31 protein-coding genes are annotated in these 25,386 nt (G+C 71.0%); 7 read left to right on the top strand and 24 right to left on the bottom strand.

The genetic code is table 11. From position 1 onward, the window contains the following. Window positions 1-4 precede the first annotated feature (4 nt). From FKD65_RS28895 to FKD65_RS28885, 3 genes are all read right to left on the bottom strand, one after another. A complete protein-coding gene (locus FKD65_RS28895; protein WP_141580698.1) occupies window positions 5-883 on the bottom strand; it encodes an ABC transporter permease in 879 nt (292 codons plus the stop codon). Then, window positions 880-1,884 carry an ABC transporter ATP-binding protein gene (locus tag FKD65_RS28890; protein ID WP_141580696.1) on the bottom strand — a complete coding sequence of 335 codons (1,005 nt, stop codon included), beginning with the start codon at window positions 1,882-1,884 and terminating at the stop codon, window positions 880-882. Before FKD65_RS28890 ends, FKD65_RS28895 begins: the two co-directional genes overlap by 4 nt. A 139-nt stretch (window positions 1,885-2,023) precedes the next feature. Next, window positions 2,024-2,977, bottom strand: coding sequence for a DUF389 domain-containing protein (locus tag FKD65_RS28885; RefSeq protein WP_141580693.1), 954 nt, complete (start codon window positions 2,975-2,977; stop codon window positions 2,024-2,026). Between the two features lie 120 nt (window positions 2,978-3,097). Here FKD65_RS28885 and FKD65_RS28880 point away from each other — a divergent pair, with 120 nt between their 5' ends. Together FKD65_RS28880 and FKD65_RS28875 are read left to right on the top strand one after the other, a co-directional pair. After that, on the top strand, window positions 3,098-3,880 hold the full coding sequence (locus FKD65_RS28880) for an HNH endonuclease family protein (protein ID WP_141580691.1): 783 nt from the start codon (window positions 3,098-3,100) through the stop codon (window positions 3,878-3,880). Between the two features lie 37 nt (window positions 3,881-3,917). Further along, a complete protein-coding gene (locus tag FKD65_RS28875) occupies window positions 3,918-4,274 on the top strand; it encodes a hypothetical protein (protein ID WP_240809648.1) in 357 nt (118 codons plus the stop codon). 79 nt (window positions 4,275-4,353) lie between these two features. On the opposite strand, the gene glmM is transcribed toward FKD65_RS28875, so the two are convergent. The 3 genes from glmM to rplM form a co-directional block, all read right to left on the bottom strand. Next, on the bottom strand, window positions 4,354-5,697 hold the full coding sequence (glmM, locus tag FKD65_RS28870) for a phosphoglucosamine mutase (RefSeq protein WP_141580689.1): 1,344 nt from the start codon (window positions 5,695-5,697) through the stop codon (window positions 4,354-4,356). A 172-nt stretch (window positions 5,698-5,869) separates the two neighbouring features. Beyond that, window positions 5,870-6,379 (bottom strand): 30S ribosomal protein S9, encoded by a 510-nt coding sequence (gene rpsI / locus FKD65_RS28865; RefSeq protein WP_141580687.1) that lies wholly within the window; start codon window positions 6,377-6,379, stop codon window positions 5,870-5,872. A 100-nt stretch (window positions 6,380-6,479) separates the two neighbouring features. After that, complete coding sequence (gene rplM / locus FKD65_RS28860) at window positions 6,480-6,932, bottom strand: 50S ribosomal protein L13 (RefSeq protein ID WP_141580685.1); 453 nt, start codon at window positions 6,930-6,932, stop codon at window positions 6,480-6,482. Between the two features lie 1,097 nt (window positions 6,933-8,029). Here rplM and FKD65_RS28855 point away from each other — a divergent pair. From FKD65_RS28855 to FKD65_RS28845, 3 genes are all read left to right on the top strand, one after another. Beyond that, a complete protein-coding gene (locus FKD65_RS28855) occupies window positions 8,030-8,827 on the top strand; it encodes a CAP domain-containing protein (RefSeq protein WP_168221231.1) in 798 nt (265 codons plus the stop codon). 118 nt (window positions 8,828-8,945) lie between these two features. Next, window positions 8,946-10,136, top strand: a complete 1,191-nt coding sequence (locus FKD65_RS28850; protein ID WP_141580681.1) for a hypothetical protein — start codon at window positions 8,946-8,948, stop codon at window positions 10,134-10,136. A 24-nt stretch (window positions 10,137-10,160) separates the two neighbouring features. After that, window positions 10,161-11,789 carry a hypothetical protein gene (locus tag FKD65_RS28845; protein WP_141580679.1) on the top strand — a complete coding sequence of 543 codons (1,629 nt, stop codon included), beginning with the start codon at window positions 10,161-10,163 and terminating at the stop codon, window positions 11,787-11,789. Between the two features lie 16 nt (window positions 11,790-11,805). Here FKD65_RS28845 and truA read toward each other — a convergent pair whose 3' ends face one another. The 8 genes from truA to infA all read right to left on the bottom strand — a co-directional run bounded on the left by truA (window position 11,806) and on the right by infA (window position 16,815). Next, window positions 11,806-12,702, bottom strand: coding sequence for a tRNA pseudouridine(38-40) synthase TruA (gene truA, locus FKD65_RS28840; protein ID WP_141580677.1), 897 nt, complete (start codon window positions 12,700-12,702; stop codon window positions 11,806-11,808). Between the two features lie 209 nt (window positions 12,703-12,911). Next, on the bottom strand, window positions 12,912-13,451 hold the full coding sequence (gene rplQ / locus FKD65_RS28835; protein WP_141580675.1) for a 50S ribosomal protein L17: 540 nt from the start codon (window positions 13,449-13,451) through the stop codon (window positions 12,912-12,914). A 97-nt stretch (window positions 13,452-13,548) separates the two neighbouring features. Then, window positions 13,549-14,562: a DNA-directed RNA polymerase subunit alpha gene (locus FKD65_RS28830; RefSeq protein ID WP_141580673.1), complete on the bottom strand. Its 1,014-nt coding sequence runs from the start codon at window positions 14,560-14,562 to the stop codon at window positions 13,549-13,551. Between the two features lie 100 nt (window positions 14,563-14,662). After that, window positions 14,663-15,289, bottom strand: a complete 627-nt coding sequence (gene rpsD / locus FKD65_RS28825) for a 30S ribosomal protein S4 (protein ID WP_141580670.1) — start codon at window positions 15,287-15,289, stop codon at window positions 14,663-14,665. A gap of 19 nt (window positions 15,290-15,308) precedes the next feature. Then, window positions 15,309-15,710, bottom strand: coding sequence for a 30S ribosomal protein S11 (gene rpsK, locus FKD65_RS28820; protein WP_021596710.1), 402 nt, complete (start codon window positions 15,708-15,710; stop codon window positions 15,309-15,311). 48 nt (window positions 15,711-15,758) lie between these two features. Next, window positions 15,759-16,139, bottom strand: a complete 381-nt coding sequence (gene rpsM, locus FKD65_RS28815; RefSeq protein ID WP_141580668.1) for a 30S ribosomal protein S13 — start codon at window positions 16,137-16,139, stop codon at window positions 15,759-15,761. Window positions 16,140-16,414: 275 nt separating this feature from the next. Continuing rightward, window positions 16,415-16,528: a 50S ribosomal protein L36 gene (rpmJ, locus tag FKD65_RS28810; protein WP_021596712.1), complete on the bottom strand. Its 114-nt coding sequence runs from the start codon at window positions 16,526-16,528 to the stop codon at window positions 16,415-16,417. A 65-nt stretch (window positions 16,529-16,593) separates the two neighbouring features. Beyond that, the gene (gene infA, locus FKD65_RS28805; protein ID WP_141580666.1) at window positions 16,594-16,815 is read right to left on the bottom strand and encodes a translation initiation factor IF-1; all 222 of its coding nucleotides are present in this window, start codon (window positions 16,813-16,815) and stop codon (window positions 16,594-16,596) included. A 261-nt stretch (window positions 16,816-17,076) separates the two neighbouring features. Here infA and FKD65_RS28800 point away from each other — a divergent pair, with 261 nt between their 5' ends. After that, window positions 17,077-17,634, top strand: a complete 558-nt coding sequence (locus FKD65_RS28800; protein ID WP_141580664.1) for a hypothetical protein — start codon at window positions 17,077-17,079, stop codon at window positions 17,632-17,634. A 246-nt stretch (window positions 17,635-17,880) separates the two neighbouring features. Further along, window positions 17,881-18,696 carry a phosphodiesterase gene (locus FKD65_RS28795; protein WP_141580662.1) on the top strand — a complete coding sequence of 272 codons (816 nt, stop codon included), beginning with the start codon at window positions 17,881-17,883 and terminating at the stop codon, window positions 18,694-18,696. A 72-nt stretch (window positions 18,697-18,768) separates the two neighbouring features. On the opposite strand, the gene FKD65_RS28790 is transcribed toward FKD65_RS28795, so the two are convergent. From FKD65_RS28790 to rpsH, 10 genes are all read right to left on the bottom strand, one after another. Beyond that, complete coding sequence (locus FKD65_RS28790; protein WP_141580660.1) at window positions 18,769-19,215, bottom strand: DUF1707 domain-containing protein; 447 nt, start codon at window positions 19,213-19,215, stop codon at window positions 18,769-18,771. 174 nt (window positions 19,216-19,389) lie between these two features. After that, complete coding sequence (map, locus tag FKD65_RS28785) at window positions 19,390-20,214, bottom strand: type I methionyl aminopeptidase (protein ID WP_141580658.1); 825 nt, start codon at window positions 20,212-20,214, stop codon at window positions 19,390-19,392. Between the two features lie 225 nt (window positions 20,215-20,439). Continuing rightward, window positions 20,440-21,090 carry an adenylate kinase gene (locus FKD65_RS28780; RefSeq protein ID WP_141580656.1) on the bottom strand — a complete coding sequence of 217 codons (651 nt, stop codon included), beginning with the start codon at window positions 21,088-21,090 and terminating at the stop codon, window positions 20,440-20,442. Then, window positions 21,090-22,385, bottom strand: coding sequence for a preprotein translocase subunit SecY (gene secY, locus FKD65_RS28775; RefSeq protein ID WP_141587140.1), 1,296 nt, complete (start codon window positions 22,383-22,385; stop codon window positions 21,090-21,092). The genes FKD65_RS28780 and secY overlap by 1 nt, the downstream gene beginning before the upstream one ends. A 227-nt stretch (window positions 22,386-22,612) precedes the next feature. Beyond that, window positions 22,613-23,098: a 50S ribosomal protein L15 gene (rplO, locus tag FKD65_RS28770; RefSeq protein WP_141580654.1), complete on the bottom strand. Its 486-nt coding sequence runs from the start codon at window positions 23,096-23,098 to the stop codon at window positions 22,613-22,615. A 1-nt stretch (window position 23,099) separates the two neighbouring features. Continuing rightward, complete coding sequence (gene rpmD / locus FKD65_RS28765) at window positions 23,100-23,282, bottom strand: 50S ribosomal protein L30 (RefSeq protein WP_141580652.1); 183 nt, start codon at window positions 23,280-23,282, stop codon at window positions 23,100-23,102. Continuing rightward, window positions 23,279-23,902, bottom strand: a complete 624-nt coding sequence (gene rpsE, locus FKD65_RS28760) for a 30S ribosomal protein S5 (protein ID WP_089314935.1) — start codon at window positions 23,900-23,902, stop codon at window positions 23,279-23,281. The genes rpmD and rpsE overlap by 4 nt, the downstream gene beginning before the upstream one ends. Before the next feature lie 31 nt (window positions 23,903-23,933). Further along, window positions 23,934-24,320, bottom strand: a complete 387-nt coding sequence (gene rplR / locus FKD65_RS28755) for a 50S ribosomal protein L18 (protein WP_141580650.1) — start codon at window positions 24,318-24,320, stop codon at window positions 23,934-23,936. Window positions 24,321-24,322: 2 nt separating this feature from the next. Further along, entirely contained in the window at window positions 24,323-24,859 is a 537-nt protein-coding gene (gene rplF / locus FKD65_RS28750) for a 50S ribosomal protein L6 (RefSeq protein ID WP_141580648.1), read from the bottom strand. A 16-nt stretch (window positions 24,860-24,875) separates the two neighbouring features. Beyond that, window positions 24,876-25,274: a 30S ribosomal protein S8 gene (rpsH, locus tag FKD65_RS28745; protein WP_030176115.1), complete on the bottom strand. Its 399-nt coding sequence runs from the start codon at window positions 25,272-25,274 to the stop codon at window positions 24,876-24,878. Window positions 25,275-25,386: the final 112 nt, after the last annotated feature.

Below are 25,386 nucleotides of genomic sequence, written 5' to 3'. Positions count from 1 at the left end.
CTCATTAAGAGAGCCCCGCCTTCCGGAACCGGCGGTAGAGGACCGCGATCGAGCCGACAATGATCAGGACGCACAGGGCGAGCGCGACCAGGCCGCCGGAGAGGCCGGGCGGCACCCCGGCCGACGACGGCTTCGCACCGAGCAGCCGCACCTGGACGATGTCCACCAGGTTGAACGGCGTGAACAGCCCCGCCCAGCCCTGGAGGGTGAAGTTCGTCTGCGCCTCGGCGATCCCCTGCACGGTGACGACGAACGCGGCGCTGATCATGTAGACGGCGATGACCGCTGCGACCCCGAACCCGCGCCGCGGGGTGAAGGCCGCGACCACCATCCCGATGGCGGCCAGGACGAGCGCGAACAGGACGCAGCCGACGAGCGCGCCGAGGTACTTCAGCACCTGCTCGCCGGGGTCCGGCATCTTGGAGATCAGTCCGCCGACGTACAGGACGGTGACGGGCACGGCCATCAGCGCGAACAGCGCGGTCGCCATCGCGGCGGCCTTCGCGAGCACGAAGTCGAGATGGCCGACCGGGCGCGAGAAGTACAGCGGGACGACGTGGAAGCGCACCTCCCGCGAGGCCAGCACCGGCGCCTGCGTGGCCAGGAAGATCGCCACGATGACCTGCATGATGTTGGCGTAGGCGGCGTAGCGGAACAGCGCGTCCTCCTGCTTGGTGAACGCGAACGCCGCGACCGACCCGGCGGCCGGCAGCAGCATGATCGCCGCCAGCAGGAACGGCATGACCTTCGCCCGCGCGGGGCGGCCGAGGCCGTACGCGGCGCGCAGGTTGTGCACGAACAGCGACCGCAGCACGTAGGCGCGGCCGTTGCGGCGCCCGTCGTAGTGCCGGTAGCCGATGTCGTGGATGGTGCTGGTGCTCATCGCGGCGCTCCCTGCTGCACGTCTCCGGGCTGCGCCTTTCCGGGCTGGGCCTTTCCGGGCGGCGCCGTTCCGGGCTGGGCGGCCGCGGCCGGGCCCTGCGGTGCGGGCGGCGCCTGGAACACCTCTTCGATGTGGTGGCGGCGCTGCTCCATCCGGACCAGCCGCAGCCCGAGCTCGGCGACGCCGTCGCGGACCAGGTCGTAGGTCTGCTCGCCGGCGATGTCGACGACGAGGAACCGGCCCTCGGGGCGGACGGCCGCGCCCTGGTCGTGGAGGTGCTGCCCGAGCACGTCGCGTCCCTCGTCCACCTCGACGGTGAGGACGCCGCTCTCGGTCGTGTACGCCTCGACGGCCTGGGAGCGCAGCAGCTTCCCGCCGTCGATGATGACGACGTGGTCGCAGACCCGCTCCAGCTCGCCCAGCAGGTGCGAGGTGACGAGGACGCTGATCCCGAAGTCGGCGCCGATCCGCCGGATCAGCTCGAGCATCTCGTCGCGCCCGGCGGGGTCGAGGCCGTTGGTGGGCTCGTCCAGGAAGACGAGTTTCGGGTCGTGGACGAGGGCCTGGGCGAGCTTCACCCGCTGGCGCATCCCCGTCGAGTAGCCGCCGATCGGACGGTACCGCTCCTCGTACAGCCCGACGTGCCGCAGCGTGTCGGCGGCGCGCTCGCGGGCCGCGGTCGGCGGCAGCCCGCACATCCGGGCCATGTGCACGACGAACTCGGTCGCGGACACGTCCGGCGGCAGGCAGTCGTACTCGGGCATGAACCCGACGCTCTCCCGGATCCGCAGCCCCTCGCGGGCGATGTCGAGGCCGAGGACGGTCGCGGTCCCCGAGGTGGGCGGCAGCAGTCCGAGGAGGATCTTGATGAGCGTCGACTTGCCGGCGCCGTTCGCGCCGACAAGCCCGACGACGCCGGGCTCCACGGCCACGGAGAGGTCGTCCAAGGCGGTCACCCGGGGGAACCTCATCGTGAGGCCCTGGGTGGCGATGATGGGCATACCGTCGAACCTAGTGGCTGGTCCGGTGCGGCACGTCACCCTAAAGGGCGATGAGGGGCAGCCTTTGGTCCGACTCCGCGTCGACCTAAGTCGCTCGCGTCGGCCCGGGTTCCGTACCGCCTCACGTTCCCGTGCCGCCTCACGTTCCCCGCGCGGCCCTCCGGCCGCGGTGCCGCAGCACGACGGCCCACACGCCCCGCTGCACGAGCAGCGTCACCGTCCCCGCGATGATCATTCCGGCGATGTTCACGCCGAGCTGGAGCAGCGACCCGGTGATCTCGCTGCCGTGCCTGAGCGCCATCGCGACCGCGAGGTTCCCGGCAGCGGGCACGGTGGTGACCGAGATGAAGACCCCGACCAGCGCCGACGACTTGCCCGCCGTGAGCGACAGCACGCCCGCGGCGCCCGCGAGCAGCGCGACGATGAACGACCAGCGGTCCGGGCTGTAGATGAACGCGGTGAGCGGGCGTTCGTCGGGCAGCCGGTCCAGCTCGATCACGCCGGTCCACCGTGCGGCGAGCGCGCACGCGTACGTGATGGCGACCGCCACGCTGAACCCGACGACCAGCGCCCGCACCGCGTGCACGATGCGTTGGGGCTGGACCCGGACGAGCCCGTAGCAGATCGCCGCGATCGCCGCGAACTCCGGCCCGAGGACCATGGCGCCGACCACCAGCACCGGCGAGTCGATCAGCGCCGCGATCGCCGCGAGCTGCGTGGCCAGCACGAGGAAGGCCACGAACGACCAGGTCAGCGCCGTTCCCTCGCTGACCTGCCGGTCCAGCTCCTCCCAGACGACGGCGTCGTCGCCGTGCCCCGGCGCGAGGTCCTTGGCGAGCTCGGCGCGGTCGGACAGGGTCAGGTCGACCTTGTCGAGGGCGATCGACCCGTCCCGGTCGACGTCGAGGGTGCGCAGCGCGTCCAGGACCTCGTTGGCCGACTCACGGGCGATGTCGGCGGTCACGACGTCGCCCCGCGGAGACCGGGCGGCGCCCTCGAGCACGACGACGTTGGTGGCGCCGGCGCAGGCGGCCAGCTCCTTGCAGACCGCGTCGGTTCGCTCCGCCGGGACGATCGCTCTCAGATGCAGCACGGGGCAATCGTGCCGTATCCGACGCGGTGATGTGGCAGAACACCAGGCCATGGGGTTTGATCGATTATTTGCCTTCAAGGTGGCAAAAACCCGCAGAAACCCCCCCAGGACGGTGAAGCCATGACACAGGCGCCGGTGCCGACGAAGGCCGCGCGGACCGAGACCGCGCGAACAGAGATCGCGTGGACCGAGACCGCGTGGACGGAGCCCAGGCGGACGAGGACGGCGCGCACCCGGGCGGTGCGGGCGGCGGTGGCGGGCCTCGCGCTCGCCGTCCCGCTGGCGACGGCGGGATGCGAGGGCGACGTCGGCCTCTCGGAGACGGGCTCGCCGTCCTCCGGCACGACCAAGAAGGCCTCGTCCGGTGATGCCGCCAAGGCCCGCAAGAACCTGTCCGGACTGCGGATCTCGTCCGGCGGAGACGGCGGCTACCGGCGCGACAAGTTCGGGACGCGCTGGAAGGACACCGACCACAACGGCTGCGACCAGCGCAACGACGTCCTCGCCCGCGACCTGACGAAGGTCGAGAAGAAGGGCGGCTGCATCGTGCTCGCCGGGCGGCTGGACGACCCCTACAGCGGCAAGCAGATCACCTTCGAGAAGAAGGACGCCTCCGAGGTGCAGATCGACCACGTCTACCCGCTCGCCCTGGCCTGGCGGATGGGCGCCTCCCGCTGGAGCGAGGACAGGCGTGAGCAGTTCGCCAACGACCACGACAACCTGCTCGCCGTCTGGGGCGTGCCCAACCGGGAGAAGAGCGACTCCGGGCCCGGGGAGTGGAAGCCGCAGAAGGGGTTCCAGTGCGTCTACGCGATCAAGTACATCGCGGTCGCGAAGGAGTACTCGCTCCCGGTGACGCGCTCCGACCACGACGCGCTCCAGGACTTCCTCGGCCGCTGCTGACCCGGCGAGGACGGCCGGCCGGCCGTAAGCTCCTCCCATGAGCGAATCTCACGGCAAGGACGCCGCCGACGGAGCCGACCAGGCCTTGGAGAGCGCCGGGGCCGCCGCCGAGGGCACTGCCCAGGAGCCGCACCGGGTGCGGACGAAGCAGGCCGTGCGCGCGCGGGCGACCGGGGCCGAGGCGACCGGCGCCTCCGCGACCGGGATCACGCTGCGGGGCGGCAACGGGTTCGGCTCCCTGGCGCTCGGGGCCATGGCCGTCGGCGCCGTGGCGGTCGGCGCCGTCGCGATCGGCAAGCTCGCCGTGAAGCGGGCCGTCATCGGCCATCTCAAGGCCGGGACCGTCGAGATCGAGCACCTGAAGGTCGGCCGGCTGGAGATCGACGGAAGCTAGCCGGGCGGGCGGCGCCCGCCCGGCTCGCCGGTTCGGCCAGGACCGTGTCAGCCGAGGACCGCGCCGGCCCAGGACCGCGTCAGCCCAGGACCGTGCGGACCACGCCGGAGAGGTGCTCGGCCACCGACCGGGCCTGGGTCTCCGACGCCGCCTCCACCATCACGCGGACCATCGGCTCGGTGCCGCTGGGGCGGATCAGGACGCGGCCGGTCTCACCGAGGCCCGCCTCCGCGGCGGCGACGGCCGCGGCCAGCTCGGGGGAGGTCTTCGCGCGGTTCTTGTCGACGTCCTTGACGTTGATGAGGACCTGCGGCAGCCGCGTCATGATCTTGGCCAGCTCGTCCAGCGGGCGCCCGCGGCGGACCATCGCGGCGAGCAGGTGCAGGCCGGTGAGGACGCCGTCCCCGGTCGTGGCGTGGTCCAGCATGATGACGTGGCCGGACTGCTCGCCGCCGAAGCCGAAACCGCCCTCCTTCATCGCCTCCAGGACGTACCGGTCGCCGACCGCGGTCTCCACGACGGTGATCCCAGCCTCCCGCATGGCCAGCTTGAAGCCGAGGTTCGACATCACGGTCGCGACCACGGTGTCGGCGGCGAGCGCGCCGGCCTCCCGCAGGTCCATGGCGAGGATCGCCATGATCTGGTCGCCGTCGACGATCTCGCCGGTCGCCGTCACCGCCAGGCAGCGGTCGGCGTCGCCGTCGTTGGCGATGCCCGCGTCCGCGCCGTGCTCGCGGACGGCCTTCTGCAGGGCCTCCAGGTGCGTGGAGCCGCAGCCGGAGTTGATGTTCAGCCCGTCCGGGGCGGTCCCGATCGTGATGACCTCGGCGCCCGCGCGGCGCAGCGCCTCCGGGGCGACGTCGCTGGAGGCGCCGTTGGCGCAGTCGATGACGACGCGCAGGCCGTCCAGCGACACCGGGACCGTGGTCAGCAGGTGCGCCACGTACTGCTCGACCGCGCCGTGCGCCTCGCGGACGCGGCCGACGCCCGCGCCGGTCGGCAGCTCCCACTCCTCACCGAGCCGCGCCTCGACGCGGTCCTCCAGGTCGTCGGGGAGCTTGTAGCCGCTGCGGTCGAAGAACTTGATCCCGTTGTCGGGGGCCGGGTTGTGCGACGCCGACAGCATCACGCCGAGGTCGGCGTCCAGCGCGTGGGTCAGGTGCGCCACCGCGGGCGTCGGCAGGACGCCGAGGCGCAGCACGTCCACCCCGGCGCTCGCGAGGCCCGCCACGACGGCGGCCTCCAGGAACTCGCCCGAGGCGCGGGGGTCGCGGCCGACCACCGCCACCGGCCGGTGCCCCTTGAACGCGCCCTGCTCCCCCAGCACCCTCGCCGCCGCGACGGACAGGTCCATGGCGAGCGGGGCGGTCAGGTCTCGGTTGGCGAGTCCGCGCACGCCGTCGGTCCCGAACAGACGAGCCACAGTTCAACTCCCGATCAGAGAGAAGTTCCTGGAAAAAGGAGGCCGGTGAGAAGAGGGCCTGCGAGCAGGGGGCGGGGTCGCCCGGAAAAGCGGACGAGCCGCCGCACCCGGTGCGCCGGCCATGCTGGCCGGCCGCGGCGAAGCCACGGGGTGCGACGGCTCGTGCCGTCGATCAACGCTTGCTGTACTGCGGAGCCTTGCGGGCCTTCTTGAGGCCGGCCTTCTTGCGCTCCGGCACCCGCGCGTCGCGGGTGAGGAAGCCGGCCTTCTTCAGCGCCGGGCGGTGCTCGATGTTCGCGAACTGCAGCGCGCGGGAGATGCCGAGGCGCAGCGCACCGGCCTGGCCGGTGGTGCCGCCGCCGTTCACGCGCGCGAGCACGTCGAACTGGCCCTCCAGGCTCAGCAGCACGAACGGCTCGTTCACGATCTGCTGGTGCACCTTGTTCGGGAAGTACTGGTCCAGCGTGCGGCCGTTGATCTTCCACTGGCCGGTGCCGGGGACGATGCGGACCCGCGCGATGGCCTGCTTGCGGCGGCCGGTGCCGGCCGCGGGGCCGGTCGCGACCGGCTGGCCGAGGAAGCCCTCGCCGGCGGTCTCGGGGGTCTCGGTGCTGTACTCGGACGGCGCGTCCTCGTACGAGTCGAGTTCGGCGGCCTGCTCGGCGCCGGTGGTCTCGTCCACGGTTCTCCTTGGGTGTTCTAGCCAGGGCGGCGGGCCCGTACGACGGGTGCCCCGGCGGCCTCTTCCTGCGGGCTGCGCACGATGATCTCGTGCGCGGGAGTCACTTCTTGATCTGGCTGATCTGGGTGATCTCGAACGGGACCGGCTTCTGCGCCTGGTGCGGGTGGTCCGGCCCGGCGTAGACCTTCACCTTGCCGAACATCTTCCGGCCGAGGGAGTTCTTGGGCAGCATGCCCTTGATCGCCTTCTCGACGGCCCGCTCGGGGTGCTTGGCCAGCAGGTCGCCGTAGCTCACCGAGCGCAGGCCGCCCGGGTAGCCCGAGTGCCGGTAGGCCCGCTTCTGCTCCAGCTTGTTGCCGGACAGCGCCACCTTGTCGGCGTTCACGATGACGACGAAGTCACCGGTGTCGAGGTGCGGGGCGTAGATCGGCTTGTGCTTACCCCGGAGCAGCTGTGCGACCTGACTGGCGAGACGGCCCAGCACGACATCGGTCGCGTCGATGACGTACCACTGACGCTGGACGTCAGCGGGCTTAGGGGTGTACGTGCGCACGGTCGTAAGCCTTCGTTTCTCGTCGACTCTCAGCGGTTTCGATCCTCCACCCGCCCTCGCGGACGGGTGCCACCTGGCAGCGGAATCCTGCTCGCGCCGATCAGAGGATCATCCGACCTGGCGCTCCGGGATGCCGGGGCCCGCACGCGGCCACTGGGGCGCACATGATGGGGACACACCGACATGTCGGTCGCGTCGCCTCTCACCTAAGGCGAGCAGGCATCGACGCACACAACAAACACGCAGGATACTCGGCCGCGCGCACACGGGTCAAAACGAGCCCGCCGTGGCGCCGTCGGCCGCAGCCCCAGTATGCCTTATCTCCCCATATATGCCCCCACCCGCAGGCACACCCCCAACGCGCAGTTCGCACGGCGCGTCCGCAGCGGCCACGCGGCGCCTGCACGGCGGACGCCCGGCGCCTGCACGGCGGACGCCCGGCGCCTGCACGGCGGACGTGAGGTTCGCAGGGCGCGTGCGCAGCGGATGCGCAGCGGGGGCACGGCGAGCGCACGGCGAATGCGCGGCGTCCGCACGGCGCGTGCACGGCGGACACGCGGTTCGCGCGGCGGATGACCGTGTGCGCGGCGGGGCGCGGCGGTGTGGGCGATCGTGTTGCGGTCTCGGTGGTCGTGTCGCATTCGAGCGGCCGGGAGTGCGGCCGGCGGGCTGCGCGAGGGAGACGTTCGGCAGTGTGGTGATCACGCCTTGTAGCGGTTTCGGTCTTTCTAGGAACATTTCTGTAACGGAGGGTCTATATAGGGATAAGGTGCCGGGCGACCGGTCCACGCCGGCTCACGCCGGCCCGCACCCGGGAGCCCCCGCTGACTACTCCCCGCAGACCAGCCGATCCCGCCGGGCGCCGCCGGCCCGGCCCCGCCGGGCGCCCCGGCGCCGCTTCGCGCGACGCCTCCGGTTCGCGTGAGGTCCCGCCGCGTCCCGGGGCCTCGCCCTACCGCGACGAACTCGTCGCCAGCGGCCCGCGGCGGCGCTCGGGGCCCCCGTCCGGCGAGCGGCGGCCGAGCGACGGCGACGCCTTCTGGAACGGCCGACCGCCCGGCGGAAAGCGCCCCAAGAAGGGCGCGAAGGGGATCGTCGTGGCCGCCACCGCGTCCGCCCTCGCGATCGGCGTCGGCGTGGCGATCGACCGGCTCGTCCTGCCCCAGCTGCGGTCGGAGAAGACGTCCGCCTCCGGGCCCGGGCGCAGCCCGTCCGTGGAGGTCCCGGCCGGAACGCAGAGCGATCCGCTCGCCGCGACCGGCAACGGCTCCGGCAACGGCAACGGCAACGGGTCCGGTTTCGGGACGGGCGCGGGCCGCGGCGGCAGGACCGCCGCGTCTCCCGCGCCGAGCGCCGAGGAGCAGACGCCGCCGCTGAAAGTGATCCATCCCCCGAAGAGCGCCTCGGCCAAGCCCTCCAAGTCCAGGAAGTCCTCCGCCCCGGGCAGCCCCTCGACGCCCGGCGGCGGCACGGCACCGGGCGGCGGTTCCGGTGGTTCCGGTGGTTCCGGCGGCTCGTCCGGGCCCGAGGCGAGCGTGGTGTCGCTCACCAACGCCGAACGCGCCAAGCACGGCTGCAAGGCGCTGCGCGTCGACGCGCGGCTCACCACGGCGGCCCGCAGGCACTCGGCGGACATGGCGGCCAACAACTACTTCGACCACACGTCCCGCAACGGCGACAGCCCGTGGAAGCGGATGGAGGACGCCGGGTACGACAGCCCCGGGGCGGAGAACATCGCCAAGGGCTACCCGACCGCCTCGGCCGTGGTGAAGGGCTGGATGGACAGCCCCGGCCACCGGGCCAACATCCTGAACTGCGGGCTGCGGGCCATCGGCGTCGGGATGGCCTCGGGATCCGGCGGGCCGCTGTGGACGCAGGACTTCGGCTGGAAGTGACCGCCGCCCCTGCGGGGAGGTGACCTTCGGCAAATCACCGGCGTCCGGTTCGCCCCCATGTCATGGTGGGTGTCGCGAAGGTCCAGAGCCCTGAACGAGGAACGGTAAGGTCCAACCCATGGGTTATCCGGGCGATCAAGGCAAACCCGGCGACTGGCCCCCCCGGCAGTCGCCGCACGCGCCGTACGGACCCGGAGCCGAAGCGCCGCCGTACGGCCACGACAACGACGAAGCCCCTTTCGCTCCACGCGACGAGGGGCCCGGCGCGATGCCGGGCGGCGGCGAAGCGTTCGGCGGCGCCGGATCCGGCAACGGCTCCTTCGGCAACGACGCGTTCGGCAACGACTCCTTCGGCGGCGCCCCCTACGGGGGTGGCGGCTTCGGTGGCGCGCAGGGCGGCGAGGCGTCCGGCGGTCCCGGCGAGCAGACCGCCGCCTGGTCCGACCAGCCGCCGGCGTGGGGCGACGAGCCCGTCGCGGGCGGAGCCTACGGCGAGAACGCGCCGGGCGAGGGCGGCTTCGGCTCCTACGAGGGCATGCCGCCGGGGCCGTCCGGTGCGTCCGAACGTCCCGAGCGCCGCCGCAACCTGCCGCTGATCATCGGCGGCGCGGCGGTCGCCGGCATCCTGCTCATCGGCGGCGGCGTCGGGCTGTCGTCGGTGCTGAAGGGCGACGACTCCAAGCCGAAGACGGCGCCGACGCAGGCCGCCTCCAAGCGGCCGCAGCCGACGCCGAGCCCCACGCAGCCCGCCCTGTCCCCGGTGAAGCTGCAGAGCCGCGCCACCGACCCCGCGCCGCTGACCCTCAAGGAGGTCTTCGGCAAGGCGACGTTCAAGGCGGGCGGCCTCAAGTACGTGCGGACGGCCGTCACCGGGAAGAAGGGCTGCACCGGCGTCGTCGGCGGCGCCACCCTGGCGCAGGCCCTCAAGAAGGGGCGCTGCACGCAGGCGCTCCGGGCCACGTACGCGCTCAGCACCGGCTCGCTCATCGGCACGGTCGGCGTCTTCAACCTGCAGACCGAGGCCGCGGCCAAGAAGGCCGTCAAGGCCGCCGCCGCGAAGGACGCGTTCCTGGTGGCGCTCCCCGGCACGGGCATCAGCAAGAACAACGGCAAGGGCGAGGCGCTCGGCACCTCGCAAGCGCGCGGCCACTACGTCATCATGACCTGGGTACAGCGGCCGGACGGCAAGAAGATCTCCAGCAAGTACCATGCCGCGGTTCGGGTCTTCGGTACGCAGATGGTCAAGGGCAGCAACCTGTCCCTGGCCCTGCACTACCGGGAGACCGAAGGCAAGCCCCTCAAAAAGTGATCCCTTTGAATACCCTCACTGCTTATGTCTGGACCTAGAGACGCACGGGAGCACGGCGAGCAGGGCGGCGACGCCGCCCCCCTCAAGCTCCCCGCCTTCGGACTGGAGGCCCCCTGGTGGGCCGCCGAGTCCGCGGACGCCGCACCGCCGGCCGAGCAGGCCCCGGCGGCGCCGGAGCCTCTGTCGGCACCCGTGGTCGAGGACGAGGCGGACGCCCTCGCTCCCGAGGTCGCCCCCGTCCCCGAGGCCGCCCCGGCGCCGTCCCCGCCGCCCGGGACGCTCGTCGCCGGGACGGGCGTGCCGCGCGTCGACTCCCGCGGCGCCGTCCCCGCCGAGCCGATCGTCAAGCCGCCGCTCTCCACGGACGACACCGACCCCGAGGGCTTCCGGCCCGTCCCGCCCGCGTTCGGCGCGTCCCGGGACGAGGCCGCTACGGACGCTTCCGCTCCCCGGAGCGGGGCGCCGCGGGCAGGAGTCCGGCAGGAAGAGGCCCCTCGGGCCGAAGCCGCGGCGGCCGCACCGGAGACCAGGGCCGCGATGCCCGGTACCCCGGTCGGTGACAATGCGGCGGACCCCAGCACAGCGCACGACACCGCGGGAGCCGGCACAGCAGTGGACGACACCGTGACGGACATGCCCACCCCCCTCTCGGCGTTCGAGAGGGCCAAGGAGGCCGAGGACGCCGCCTCGCTCGCGCCCGTTCTCGTACCCGACGCCATCCTGCCCCCGGGCTTCGTGCCGCCCACCGGAAGCGGCCCGTTCCCGCACGGCGAACCCGTCGAGGGCGGGACGTCGGAGGCCGGGCAGCCCCAGGTCGGCGCACCGGGCCACGACACCGAGGCCGCGAACCCGGCCGCGAACCCGGCCGCGGCCCCGCCGCCGGGGAGTCCTCCGCCGGGCATGCCCGCGGGCGGCCGAGGCGGGAGCAAGGGCCGCCCGGTGCTGATCGGCGGCGTCGCCGCGGTGATCCTCGCCGCGGTCGGCGGCCTGTTCCTCGTCGGCGGTTCGGGGTCGGACGGCAAGGACGGCAAGAGCGGCAAGTCGGCCGAAGCCCCCGCGGCGGTGCAGAGCACGGCCCCGGCCACGCCGCCCGCCACGCCGCCCGCCAAGCCGTCCGCCCCGGCGACCGGCGCCGTGGACATCACCAACGAGAAGACCGACACCGCCGACCTGGCGTTCCACGACGTCTTCCCGACCCAGCAGATCCGGTTCGGCGACCGGACCTACCTCCGGGACCGCTGGTCGCTCAACCGGGACGTCACCTACGCCGCCCGCGGCTCCATGCTCGCCGCCCTGCGCCAGCAGCAGTGCCGCAAGATCGTCCGCGCCACCTACATCGACCCGGAGACCAAGCTCGCCGTCACCTCCGGGCTCGCGGTGATGCCGACGAAGGCCGCCGCGACAGCCGTGAGCAAGGCGGGCGACCCCGCCCGGTACGAGTGGTTCCGCGGCATGGCGGGCAAGCGGTCCCCCGACATCGACCAGGCCGGCGGGTACGCGGCGTCGACGGTCCGCGGCCGGTACGTCGCCTACGCCTACGTCCAGTGGGCGAACGGCAAGAAGGCCAAGCCCGGCGACCCGGTGATCAAGAAGGCTGCCCAGCTGTTCCTGGACTACGACCTCCGCCCGATCGTGGCGCGGGCCCGGGGCTGAGCCCCGGGCCGGCCGGTCAGCGGTCGCGCCGGGGCGCGGGGGCACCGCCGCAGGCCGCGGGCTGGTCGGCCGCCGCGGCTGCCGCGGCGTTCAGCGTCCGGACGCGGCGGGTCTCCTGGGCGCGCCGGGCGAGGCTCTCGTCCCCGGGGTAGCGGATCTCCTCCAGCGACAGGCCGTGCGCGGGCGCCACGTTCACGCCGGAGTCGCGGACGCGGGCCGCGAGCACCCGCGCGGGCCACTCGACCTCGCGGCGGCCGTCCCCCACCATCAGCAGCGCGCCGACGAGCGCCCGGACCATCGAGTGGCAGAACGCGTCGGCCTCCACGGTGGCAAGCGCGAGGTGCGGGTCGCGGTCGTCGCGCGCCCACTCGTAGCGCAGCAGCTCGCGGATCGTCGTCGCGCCCTCGCGCCTGCGGCAGTACGCGGCGAAGTCGTTCTCGCCCACCAGCCTGCGGGCGGCCTCGTTCATCCGGTCGAGGTTCAGCGGACGGGGATGCCACAGCACGTCGTGGCGGCGCAGCGGCTCCACCCCGAAGGGGTTGTCGCACACCCGGTACACGTAGCGGCGCGACAGCGCGGAGAACCGCGCGTCGAACCCCTCCGGCGCGGTCGACACGCGCCACACCCGCACGTCCGGCGGCAGCAGCCCGGCCAGGCGGCGCGGCATCGTCCCGTTGATCGCCGAGTAGGCGGCGACGGGGACGACGAGGTGGGCGACCTGCCCCCGGGCGTGGACGCCGGCGTCGGTGCGGCCCGCGACGGTGAGCATGGGCGGCGGGTCCAGGCGCAGCATCCGCGCCAGCGCGTCCTCGATGACGCCCTGGACGGTCCGCTGGTTCGGCTGCCTCGCCCAGCCCGCGAAGTCCGACCCGTCGTAGGAGATGTCGAGCCGGAGTCGTACCAGTGCGGTCATGTCAGCCGAGTCGTCCTTCTCCAACGTCCGTTCATCCCTCCCGGAACCACGCGTTCGTCGGGCACTCCCCTGACACGCTCCCCGGTGAAACGTCGCCCCCCTGACATGACCATGCGATCAAGTCTGGCAAAGTTCGGGCCCGCCGTCGCGATCGAAACGGCGGGCCCTAACGAAGGTCGAGCAAACGCTCCCCAAGGTCGGACGGGGGATTACTCCTTGCCGCCCTCGTCCTTGGCGTCGGCTGCCTCGGCCTTGGCGGTCTCGTCGGCGGTCTCGTCCTTGGCGGTGGCGGCGGTGTCGTCCGCCTCCGTGGTGGACTCGGCCTTGGACTCCTCGGCCTTCGGCGCCGGGGCGGCCTTGGCGGGGGCGGCCCCGCCGGTGGACGCCGCCAGCTGCTCCTGCACCAGCTCGATCACGGCCATCGGGGCGTTGTCGCCCTTGCGCGGCCCGATCTTGGTGATGCGGGTGTAGCCGCCGGGACGGTTCTCGAAGCGCGGCGCGATCTCGGTGAAGAGCTCGTGCAGGACGCCCTTGTCGCGGATCGTCCTGGCGACCAGGCGACGGTTGTGCAGGTCGCCCTTCTTCGCCTTGGTGATCAGCTTCTCCGCCAGCGGACGCACCCGCCGGGCCTTGGCCTCGGTGGTGGTGATGCGGCCGTGCTCGAACAGCGCCGTCGCCAGGTTCGCCAGGATCAGGCGCTGGTGCGCGGCGCCGCCGCCGAGGCGGGCGCCCTTGGTGGGCTGGGGCATGTCGTTTCCTTCCTGCACCGGCCGTGTCAGGTACCGGTGTCAGCTGGTTTCCGGACCGGCCGGGGACTCCTGGCCCCCGGCCGCCGGAATCGGGTTTCTAGTACTGCTCGGTCTCGGCGTAGCTCTGGTCGTCGTCGCCGTAGTTGTCGGCCGCCGCGCTCGGGTCGAACCCGGGCGGGGAGTCCTTCAGCGACAGGCCCATGTCGTTGAGCTTCTGCTTGACCTCTTCGATCGACTTGGCGCCGAAGTTGCGGATGTCGAGGAGGTCCTGCTCGCTGCGGGCGACGAGCTCGCCCACCGAGTGGATGCCCTCGCGCTTCAGGCAGTTGTAGGAGCGGACGGTGAGGTTCAGCTCCTCGATCGGCAGGGCCAGGTCCGCGGCGAGCGCGGCGTCCGTCGGGGACGGGCCCATGTCGATGCCCTCGGCCTCGACGTTGAGCTCCCGGGCCAGCCCGAACAGCTCGACGAGGGTCTTGCCGGCGGAGGCGACCGCGTCGCGCGGCAGCATCGCCTGCTTGGTCTCCACGTCCAGGATGAGGCGGTCGAAGTCGGTGCGCTGCTCGACTCGGGTGGCCTCGACCTTGTAGGTGACCTTGAGCACGGGCGAGTAGATGGAGTCGATCGGGACCCGGCCGATCTCCTGGCCCGGCTGCTTGTTCTGGGCGGCCGAGACGTAGCCGCGGCCGCGCTCGACCGTCAGCTCCATCTCCAGCTTGGCCTTGTTGTTCAGCGTGGCGATGTGCAGGTCCGGGTTGTGGACCTCGACGCCCGCCGGCGGCGCGATGTCGGCCGCGGTCACCTCGCCCGGGCCCTGCTTGCGCAGGTACATGACGACCGGCTCGTCGTGCTCGGAGGAGACGACGAGCTCCTTGAGGTTCAGGATGATGTCGGTGACGTCCTCCTTCACCCCGGGCACGGTGGAGAACTCGTGCAGGACGCCTTCGATCCGGATGCTGGTGACGGCCGCACCGGGAATCGAGGAGAGCAGGGTGCGGCGGAGCGAGTTGCCGATCGTGTAGCCGAAGCCCGGCTCCAGCGGCTCGATGGTGAACCGCGACCGGTACTCGTCGACCTGCTCCTCGGTGAGAGTGGGACGCTGAGCGATGAGCATGGTGGTGCCTTCTTTCCGCGGTGCCCGCTATTTGACTACCGCGTTCTGGATTCTTCCCCGATCCGCCGGGGTCCCACGCGGGACCCCGGCGGCCTGAGCCCTACTTGGAGTAGAGCTCGACGATCAGCTGCTCCTGGACGGGAGCGTCGATCTGCTGCCGGACGGGCAGCGAGTGCACGAGGATGCGCATCTTCTCGCCGTCGACCCCGAGCCACGCCGGGACCTGGCGCTCGCCGACCTCGGCCTTGGCGACCTGGAACGGCGTCATCTCCATCGACTTGGCCTTGACGTCGATGATGTCGGCCTCGCTGACGAGGGCCGACGGGATGTTGACCTTCTTGCCGTTGACCCGGATGTGGCCGTGCCGGATGAGCTGGCGGGCCATGTCGCGGGACTTGGCGAAGCCGGCCCGGTAGACGACGTTGTCGAGCCGGCGCTCCAGCAGCGTGAGCAGGTTGTCACCCGTCTTGCCCTGCTGGCGGTTCGCCTCGACGTAGTAGTTGTGGAACTGCCGCTCCAGCACGCCGTAGATGCGCCGCGCCTTCTGCTTCTCGCGAAGCTGCAGCAGGTACTCGGTCTCCTTGGGCCGACCGCGTCCGTGCTCACCCGGCGGGTAGGGACGGATCTCGATCGGGCACTTCGGGCCCTCGCACTTGCTGCCCTTGAGGAACAGCTTCATCTTCTCGCGGCGGCAGAGCTTGCAGTCCGCACCGGTGTAACGAGCCATTGTTCTAGATCTCCCCTGCTCAGACCCGGCGGCGCTTCGGCGGGCGGCAGCCGTTGTGCGGAACGGGCGTGACGTCCTGGATCGAGCCCACCTCCAGGCCGGTCGCCTGCAGCGACCGGATGGCGGTCTCGCGGCCCGAGCCCGGGCCCTTCACGAAGACGTCGACCTTGCGCATGCCGTGCTCCATCGCGCGCCGGGCGGCGGCCTCGGCGGCCTGCTGCGCGGCGAACGGGGTGGACTTGCGCGAGCCCTTGAACCCGACGTGGCCCGAGGAGGCCCAGGAGATCACGTTGCCGTTGGGGTCGGTGATCGAAACGATCGTGTTGTTGAACGTGCTCTTGATGTGGGCGTGCCCGTGAGCGACGTTCTTCTTTTCCTTGCGGCGCACCTTCTTGGCGCCGACACGGCTCTTAGGAGGCATGTGCTCTCTCTACTCTTGAGGTCATCGATCCGGAGGACCGACTCCGGACTACTTCTTGCCGGCCTTCTTCTTGCCGGCCACGGTCTTCTTCTTGCCCTTGCGGGTGCGCGCGTTGGTCTGCGTGCGCTGACCGTGCACCGGAAGCCCGCGGCGGTGCCGGATGCCCTGGTAGCACCCGATCTCGATCTTGCGGCGGATGTCCGCCTGGACCTCGCGGCGAAGATCACCCTCGATCTTGTAGTTCGCCTCGATCCAGTCGCGGAGCTTGACCAGCTCGTCGTCGCCGAGCTGGTGGACCCGCAGATCGCCGCTGATGCCGGTGCCCGAGAGGGTCTCCAGCGCCCGCGTCCGGCCGATGCCGAAGATGTAGGTGAGAGCGACCTCGAGGCGCTTGTCGCGCGGGAGGTCGACGCCGAGGAGGCGTGCCATCGTGGGCAGTTCCCTTCATTGTTCCGGAGGTATGGACGCGGTCGCCTCCGCACACACCCTGCCCGGGTGGCGGCCCCGGCCTCCGAAGGTCCGGGGGTGCTCCTCCACACGACGGTGCCGTACGGCCGGATCCCGGAGTTCCGGAGGTCCGACGCGTACGGCCGTGTGAAGGCTGCGATGCGCTTACTTGTTGTTGAGCGTCAGTGCTGTCGAGCACCCTGTCGGGCGTCGACCCGGCGGGCACCTGCCCTGACGGGATTCGGCCCGGTCGGGCGTCAGCCCTGACGCTGCTTGTGGCGCGGGTCGGAGCAGATGACCATGACCCGGCCGTGCCGGCGGATGACGCGGCACTTGTTGCAGATCTTCTTGACGCTCGGCTTGACCTTCACTGGGTCTCCTAGAGATAAGGGTCACCCCCGCGCCGCCACGCACGGGGAAGGCAACCCCAGTGGGATTACTTGTAGCGGTAGACGATCCGACCGCGCGTGAGGTCGTAGGGGCTCAGCTCCACAACGACGCGGTCGTCCGGCAGGATCCGGATGTAGTGCATCCGCATCTTGCCGCTGATGTGGGCCAGCACCTTGTGCTTGTTGTCGAGCTCCACCCTGAACATGGCGTTCGGCAGCGACTCGATAACGGTGCCCTCGATCTCGATGGCCCCTTCTTTCTTGGGCATGTCCTCCGCGCTTCGCTGATCGGCTCATTGGACGCGGCCCGGCTCTCCAGGGGAGAATCGGCCACAACCCGCATCGCGGCGCAGAGGCGCCAGGAAGGAGAAATCGGGGCAGCGGTCGACGGACCTACAGGGAGTCTACGTCAACCGGCCGTGCAATGCGAAATCGACGCATGATACGTGTCCGGAGACTCCTCCCGAGTCAAGCATACATCGCCTGCGCGTTGTACCTTTCCAGGAGAGCGACGTACGAGGAGGGTCAGCATGCCGAGCTATGACTTCGCGCTGATCCTCAGCCGTCCCCTCTACGAGGACGAGCTCGACCCGCTGTTCGACCGCACCCACGGCGCGGTCACGGTGTCGATCATCAGCGAGCCCCAGCACGCCGACCGGCTGGGCAACGCCTCCTGCAACTGGACCGGCCCCACCCTCGCCGCGGCCATCATGGACGTCGTCGGGCACGTCGAGGAGAGCGCGCCCGGCCTGCACGTCCTGCGGGTGGAGGCCGACCCCCTGCTGACCATCCGCGACATCGCCGAGCGGGTCGGCCGCTCCCTGGACTCCGTCCGGCACGCGATCACCGGGGCGCGCGGCGCCACCGGCTTCCCGTCCTCGGAGATGTCCACCGCCGGCCACCGGCTGTGGCGCTGGTCCAAGGTCGCCGCCTGGTACGGGCTCGACGACCCCCAGCTCATCGAGGCCAAGCCGACCGTCCAGGCCATCAACGGCTGGCTCGCCCTCCGCGACGTCGTCCCCGACGTCGCCCCCGCTCCCGAAGAGGTCACCTCGGCGCTCTCCCTGGTCATCCCGCACGTGGCATGACCGCAGCCGGGCGCCGGCGGAGCGGACGGCGGCGCCCGGCGCTCCGGCTCTCGCCAGGGGCGCGAGGCCGCCCCGCACACGGAACGCACCCGCGGCTTAACGGTTCGTCAGAGGGCATGTGACCTGCCAGAGGGGCGAGTCGACAGTACGGGCGCCGTGACGCGAAGATCGTCCCGGCACCCGCTCGCCCCGGGCTGCCCGGAGCGTGCCGTTCCGTGATGTGCTTGGGCTACGGGGAGGGGATTGATGGCGATCATCGCGCAGCTGAGCGACATCCACCTGGCGGCCGGACGCCACGGCGGGGTGGACGACGACTCGGGGCCGGTCCGCGCGCTACGGGCCGCCGTGTCGAGCCTGCTGTCGCTGCCCGCGCGGCCCGACGCCGTCGTCCTCACCGGCGACCTCGCCGACGGCGGCCGGCTCGCCGAGTACGCCCGGCTGCACGCCCTGCTGTCGCCGCTGCCGATGGCCGTGTACCCGATGTGCGGCAACCACGACGACCGCGACGAGCTGCGCCGGGCGTTCGCCGACCATCCCGCGGTCTCCGCGACCGGGACGGCCCCGCAGGCGCCCCTCCAGTACGCCGTCGACGTGGCCGGAGTTCGGCTCGTGTGCTGCGACACCACCGTCGACGGCCACTCCCACGGGCACATGAGCGAGGAGCGGCTCGCCTGGCTCGACCGGGAGCTGAGCGCCGCGCCCGGCACCCCGACCGTGATCGCCACGCACCACCCGCCGTACCCGATCGGGATGCGGTTCATCGACGACCTGAGGTTCGTCGACCCCGCCGGCTTCGCCTCGGTCCTCTCCCGGCATCCGCAGGTCGTGCGGGTGATCTCCGGGCACGCGCACCGGGCGACGGTCGGGTCGCTGGCGGGACGGGTCTGCACCACCTGCCCGAGCACCTACCGGCAGCTGTTCCTCGACCTCACCCAGCGGGGCCGGGCGGCCGTCACCGGGGAGCCCGCCGGCTTCGCCCTGCACCTCGTCGGCGACGACGGCACCGCCACCACCCACTTCGCCCCGACCGGGAACTACCGGCCCTTGATGGACGTGGAGTGATCCTGGCGCGCCTTGACGCCGCGGGCGGGAGAGCGGGGCGCAGAGGCCCTCAACGGGGCCTCGGCAGGGCCCTCAGCAGCCGCCCTGGCGCCCGCCGAAGATCGTGCGCATCAGCAGGACGGCGCCCCACGGGCCCGCCACCCAGATCCACCACGGGTACACCGCGCCCGTCGTCACCAGGATGACCAGCCAGACGGCCAGGTTGATCGCGCTGACCGTGGCCCAGGCGCCCCACATCGCCCGCATGCGGCCCTTTTCGAGATCGCCGGAAGGCGGCCGCGCGGGCGACGCGGTGCCCTTGCTCTGCGTCGCCGGGACCGGGAGCTGGTAGAGGTCCTCCTCCGGCAGGTCGGAGGTGACCTCCTGGAGCTGCCCGAGCGTCTTCGCCTCGTAGACCGTGTCGAGCCGCTCCTGCAGCTCGTCCATCGTGATCCGGCCCTCGGCGCAGTGCTCGCGCAGGCTCGCGGCCACCCGGTCGCGGTCGGCGTCCGACGCCCGGATCTCAGGGTTCGGCGCCATCGTTCCTCCGCTCCTCGAGGCCTGCCCGCCTTTCAGGGCCTGCCCTCTCCATCCATACTGCGCGGTGGGACCGTGCTGCCACGGGTCCTGCTCATCGATCCCGGCGGTCAGTCCCGGCCATCGGCGCCGCGCGGCCATGACGCGTCTCCGTGGCACAGGCCCTGACAGCTCCCTCTACCCATTCTGCGGCGCGGATCCGAGCTTCGCGAACCACTCCCGGCCCTCGTCGAGCGCGGTCAGGACGCGGGGGCCGTCCGGCGTGACCGCGAACGAGTGCTCGAAGTGCGCCGAGGTGCGCCCGTCGGTCGTCACGACCGTCCAGCCGTCGTCGAGCTCGGCGGTCTCCTTCGTGCCGAGGTTCACCATCGGCTCCACCGCGAAGCACATCCCCGGCTCCAGGACGGGCCCGTGGCCGGGCGCCCCGTGGTTGGGGATCAGCGGGTCCATGTGCATCTCGGTGCCGATGCCGTGCCCGCCGTAGCCCTCGACGATGCCGTAGGGGCCCTGAGCGCGGATGTGGGACTCGATCGCGTGGGAGATGTCGGTGAGGCGGGCCCCGGCGCGCCCGGCCGCGAGGCCGTGCCACAGGGACTCCTCCGTGACCTCCAGCAGCCGCCGCTCCTCGTCGGTGATCTCGCCGACCGGCACCGTCACGGCCGCGTCGCCGTGCCAGCCCTCCACGATCGCGCCGCAGTCGATGGACAGGACGTCGCCGTCGCGGAGGATCTTGTCGGCGCGCGGGATGCCGTGCACGATCTCCTCGTTCACCGACGCGCAGATCGTGCCGGTGAAGCCGTGGTAGCCCTTGAACGAGGGGACGCCGCCGTTGTCGCGGATGTGCCGCTCGGCGATCGTGTCCAGGTCCAGGGTGCTCATGCCGGGCTTGACGGATTCGCGCAGCAGTTCCAGCGTCCGGCCGACGAGCAGCCCCGCCGCGCGCATCGACTCGATCTGCTCCGCGGTCTTCATCTGGATCGTGAGCCTACGACGTTTGAACATCTCTCCCCTTGCAGCCCGTCCCCGCACCGGGTCGGTCACTCGCGTACCGGCCCCGGCCGCCATCTCACGCGGCCGGGTCGGGCGCTTCGGTATCGGGACGGGCGTACGGACGCGGAGCCCCGCGCCCATGCCTGCGTCTCTGCGCCGGACCCCGCCGCTTCCCGGCAGGCCCGCCACCGTCTGGCAGGCCCTGCTTCTCCAGCGGGGCCCGCCACTCCGGCGGCCCTACTTCTCCAATGGGCGGAGCGCGGTGAGGGCGCGCTTGGTGACCTCTTCGACCGGGCCCGTCGCGTCGATGCCGACGAGGATGTTCTCGTCGGCATAGAACTGCACCAGCGGCGCCGTATCGTGCCGGTACACCTCCAGGCGGTGCATGACGACCTCTTCCTTGTCGTCGTCGCGCTGGAACAGGTGCCCGCCGCAGTCGTCGCAGATGTCGTCCTGCTTGTCGTCGAAGTCGACGTGCCAGATCCGGCCGCACTTGTCGCAGGTGCGCCGGCCCGACAGCCGCCGGACGACCTCGTCCTCGTCGACGACGAGCTCGAGCACGATGTCGAGGCGCGTGTCCCACTCGGAGAGGATCTTCTTCAACGTCTCGGCCTGCGGGACGTTGCGCGGGAAGCCGTCCAGCAGGAAGCCGTCGCGCGCGTCGTCCTCGCCGAGCCGGTCGCGCACCATCGCGATGGTGACCTCGTCCGGGACGAGGTCACCGCGGTCCATGTACTGCTTGGCCTCCCGGCCGAGCGGCGTCCCGCCACTGACGTTGGCGCGGAAGATGTCACCTGTCGAGATCTTCGGGACCGACAGATGAGATGCGATGAACTGGGCCTGCGTCCCCTTGCCCGCACCCGGGGGGCCCACCAGGACGATACGCACTACCGGAGGAAGCCCTCGTAGTTGCGCTGCTGCAGCTGACTCTCGATCTGCTTCACGGTATCCAGTCCGACGCCGACGATGATGAGGATGCTCGTGCCGCCGAACGGGAAGTCCGAGCTCGCATTCAGGAGTGCGAAGGCGACCATCGGGATGAGGGACACGAGCCCCAGGTAGAGCGCACCGGGTGTGGTGATCCGGGTCAGCACGAAGTCGAGGTACTCGGCGGTCGGCCGACCAGGACGGATACCTGGGATGAATCCACCATACTTCTTCATGTTGTCGGCGACTTCAGTGGGGTTGAAGGTGATCGCGACGTAGAAGTACGTGAAGAAGATGATGAAGACGAAGAAGATCCCCATGTGCCAGGCGTTGTCCTGCTGGAGATAGGGCTGGACCTTTTGCAGCCACTTGGTGTTGGGCCACAGCTGGGTGGCCAGAACCGGCAGGTAGAGCAGGGAGGACGCGAAGATGATCGGGATGATGCCGGCCTGGTTGACCTTCAGCGGGATGTAGGTCGAGGTGCCGCCGTACATGCGGCGGCCCACCATCCGCTTGGCGTACTGGACCGGGATGCGCCGCTGCGCCTGCTCGACGAAGACCACGCCCGCCATGATCGCCAGACCCACCAGGATCACGATCGAGAAGACGAACCCGCCCTTGGACTTGTAGATGCTCCAGAACTGCGCGGGGAAGACCGCGACCACCTGGGTGAAGATCAGGATGGACATGCCGTTGCCGACGCCGCGGTCGGTGACCAGCTCGCCCAGCCACATGATGACGGTCGTGCCCGCCACCATGACGATCACCATGGTGACGATCGGGAAGATGCCCGTGTCGTAAAGGATGTCGCCGCTGCCGGAGATGCCCTGGAACAGCTGGCCGGTGCTCGCCATCGCGACGATGCCGGTCGCCTGCAGGATCGCCAGCCCGACCGTCAGGTACCGGGTGTACTGAGTGATCTTCGTCGTGCCGGCCTGGCCCTCCTTCTTCAGGGCCTCCAGCCGGGGGATCACCACCGTCAGCAGCTGCAGGATGATGCTGGCCGTGATGTACGGCATGATGCCGAGCGCGAAGACCGAGAGCTTCAGCAGCGCGCCGCCGCTGAACAGGTCGACGAGGCCGTAGAGGTTGTTGCTGCCCTTGGCCGCGTCGGCGGTCTCTTTCAGCACCTTCACGTTCACGTTGGGCGCCGGCAGGATCGAGCCGATCCGGAACACCACGATCATGAACAACGTGAAGAGGATTTTCTTACGCAGGTCAGGCGTACGGAAAGCCCGAGCGAACGCGGTCAGCACCATTCCTCCTGCGCGACTGGCGGGTTCATGGCCGCCGAGGGGGCGGTTTCAGGTCCATGAGTTCGGGCGGAGAATACCCGGTGTGACGGCAGAGTGCGCAATCTCACGCAGGGCACCTTCGCTCGTGTGACTCTAACAGCAGATGACACCGGGGCCGCCCCGCCGGGCCCGGTGGCCTCACGGCCCCGGACCTCACGCGGGTACGGCCCCGGCATCGAAGGTTTTCCTTACAGCTCGTCGGCGGATCCGCCGGCGGCGGCGATCTTCTCCTTGGCGGCGCCGGAGAAGGCGTGCGCCTTCACCCGCACCGCGACGGAGATGTCGCCGGTACCGAGGATCTTGACCGGACGGCCGCGGCGCACCGCGCCCTTGGCCGCCAGGTCCTCGGCCGTGACCTCGCCGCCCTCGGGGTAGAGCGCGGCGAGCTTGTCCAGGTTCACGACCTGGAACTCGACCCGGTTCGGGTTCTTGAAGCCCTTCAGCTTCGGAACCCGGCGGATCAGGGGCATCTGGCCGCCCTCGAATCCGACCGGGACGGTGCTGCGGGCCTTCGTGCCCTTGGTGCCGCGACCGGCGGTCTTGCCCTTGGACGCCTCGCCGCGGCCCTTGCGGGTCTTGGCCTTGTTGGCGCCGGGGGCCGGACGCAGGTCGTGCACCTTGAGCGGGGTGCCCTCGGTCTCCGCGGCGGAGTCCTTACCGAGATCAGCCGCCATGTCAGTCGACCTCCTCGACGGTGACCAGGTGCGCCACCGTCCGGATCATGCCGAGCACCTCGGGGCGGTCCTCGCGGACCACGCTCTGCCCGATCTTCTTCAGGCCGAGGGTGCGCAGCGTGTCACGCTGGTTCTGCTTCTCGCTGATCACGGACTTGGTCTGCGTGATCCTCAGGTTGCTCATGACGACGCCGCCTCCGCCCTGGGCTCGCTGCCCGCGGCACGCGCGCGCAGCATGGCCGCCGGGGCGACGTCCTCGATCGGCAGGCCGCGCTTGGCCGCGATCTCCTCGGGACGCTTCAGCGACTTCAGCCCCGCGATCGTGGCGTGCACGATGTTGATCGCGTTGTCGCTGCCCAGCGACTTGCTCAGCACGTCGTGGATGCCGGCGCACTCCAGCACCGCGCGCACCGGGCCACCGGCGATGACGCCGGTACCGGGGCTGGCCGGGCGCAGCAGGACCTCGCCCGCCGCGTCGCGCGCCTGCACCAGGTGCGGGATGGTGCCCTGGATCCGCGGCACCTTGAAGAAGTGCTTCTTGGCCTCTTCGACGCCCTTGGCGATCGCCGCGGGCACCTCCTTGGCCTTGCCGTAGCCGACGCCGACGGTGCCGTTGCCGTCACCGACGATCACCAGGGCGGTGAAGCTGAAGCGACGCCCGCCCTTGACGACCTTGGCGACACGGTTGATCGCCACGACCTTCTCGATGTACGACTGGCCCTTGTCGGCGCCACCGCGGCGGTCGTCGCGGCGGTCGCGACGGTCGCCACCCTGACCGCCGCCACGCCTCTGCGCTGCCATCAGTGGTTCCTCTCGTTCACCTTGTAAAGGGCCATCAGAGCTCGAGGCCCCCCTCACGCGCACCTTCCGCGACAGCGGCGATGCGACCGTGGTACTTGTTGCCGCCGCGGTCGAACACGACCGCGTGGACGCCGGCCTGCTTGGCCCGCTCGGCGACGAGCTCGCCGACCCTGCGGGACTTGGCCGTCTTGTCGCCGGAGTCGGAACGCAGGTCCGCCTCCATCGTCGACGCGCTGGCCAGCGTGTGGCCCTTGTCGTCGTCGATGACCTGGACGAACACGTGCCTGCTGGAGCGGGTCACGACCAGGCGCGGCCGCGCGGCGCTGCCCACGACCTTCTTGCGGACCCGCAGGTGGCGGCGCTTGCGAGCAAGCTGCCGACCGCTCGTGGCCTTGCCGGCCAGGGTCTTGGTGCCTGCCATGACTACTTACCAGCCTTTCCGACCTTGCGGCGGATCTGCTCGCCCTCGTAGCGCACGCCCTTGCCCTTGTACGGGTCGGGCTTGCGCAGCTTGCGGATGCGGGCGGCGATCTCACCGACGAGCTGCTTGTCGATGCCCTCGACGACGAGCTGCGTCGGCCTCTCCACCGTGAAGGTGATGCCCTCCGGCGCCTCGAACGGGATCGGGTGGCTATAGCCGAGCGAGAACTCCACGTTCTTGCCCTTGGCCACCACCCGGTAGCCGACGCCCTGGATGACCAGGGTCTTCTTGTAGCCGTCGGTCACCCCGACGACCATGTTGTTGATCAGCGTCCGGGTGAGCCCGTGCAGGCCGCGAACCTTGTTGAGGTCATTGGGCCGGGAGACGACGAGCCGGCCGTCCTCCTGCGTGACCTCGATGGGCTCGGCGACGGTGTGCGAGAGCGTGCCCTTCGGCCCCTTGACGGTGACCTCGCGGCCTTCGAGCTTCACCTCGACGCCGCTGGGCACGGAAATGGGGAGACGTCCGATACGAGACATTTGAAGTGCCCTCCCCTCACCAGACGTAGGCGAGGACTTCCCCGCCCACTCCACGCTTGCCGGCCTGGCGGTCCGTCATCAGGCCGGAGGACGTCGAGATGATCGCGACGCCCAGCCCGCCCAGGACCTTCGGCAGGTTGTCCTTCTTCGCGTACACGCGCAGACCCGGCTTCGAGACGCGCTTGATGCCGGCGATCGAACGCTCGCGGGTCGGGCCGAACTTCAGCTCGATCAGGAGCTTCTTGCCGACCTCGGCGTCCTCCACGCTCCAGCCCGAGATGTAGCCCTCCTGCTGGAGGATCTCGGCGATGTGCGCCTTGATCTTCGAGTACGGCATCGCCACTGAGTCGTGGTACGCCGAATTCGCGTTGCGCAGACGCGTCAGCATGTCTGCGATCGGGTCGGTCATCGTCATGGCCTACTGGCCCTCCCTCGCCACGGTTTCCTCGGGTTGATGCGGCCCGTGGACCTTTGGCGCGGTCGTGGACGCCTTCTCAGGCGCCCGGTTGGTCATTCATTACAGGCCG

It is taken from the genome of Actinomadura sp. WMMA1423, assembly GCF_006547145.1.
Classification (GTDB): Bacteria; Actinomycetota; Actinomycetes; order Streptosporangiales; family Streptosporangiaceae; genus Spirillospora.
Note: the sequence above shows the minus strand (reverse complement) of the source record. Positions and strands in the feature narration are given on the sequence as shown.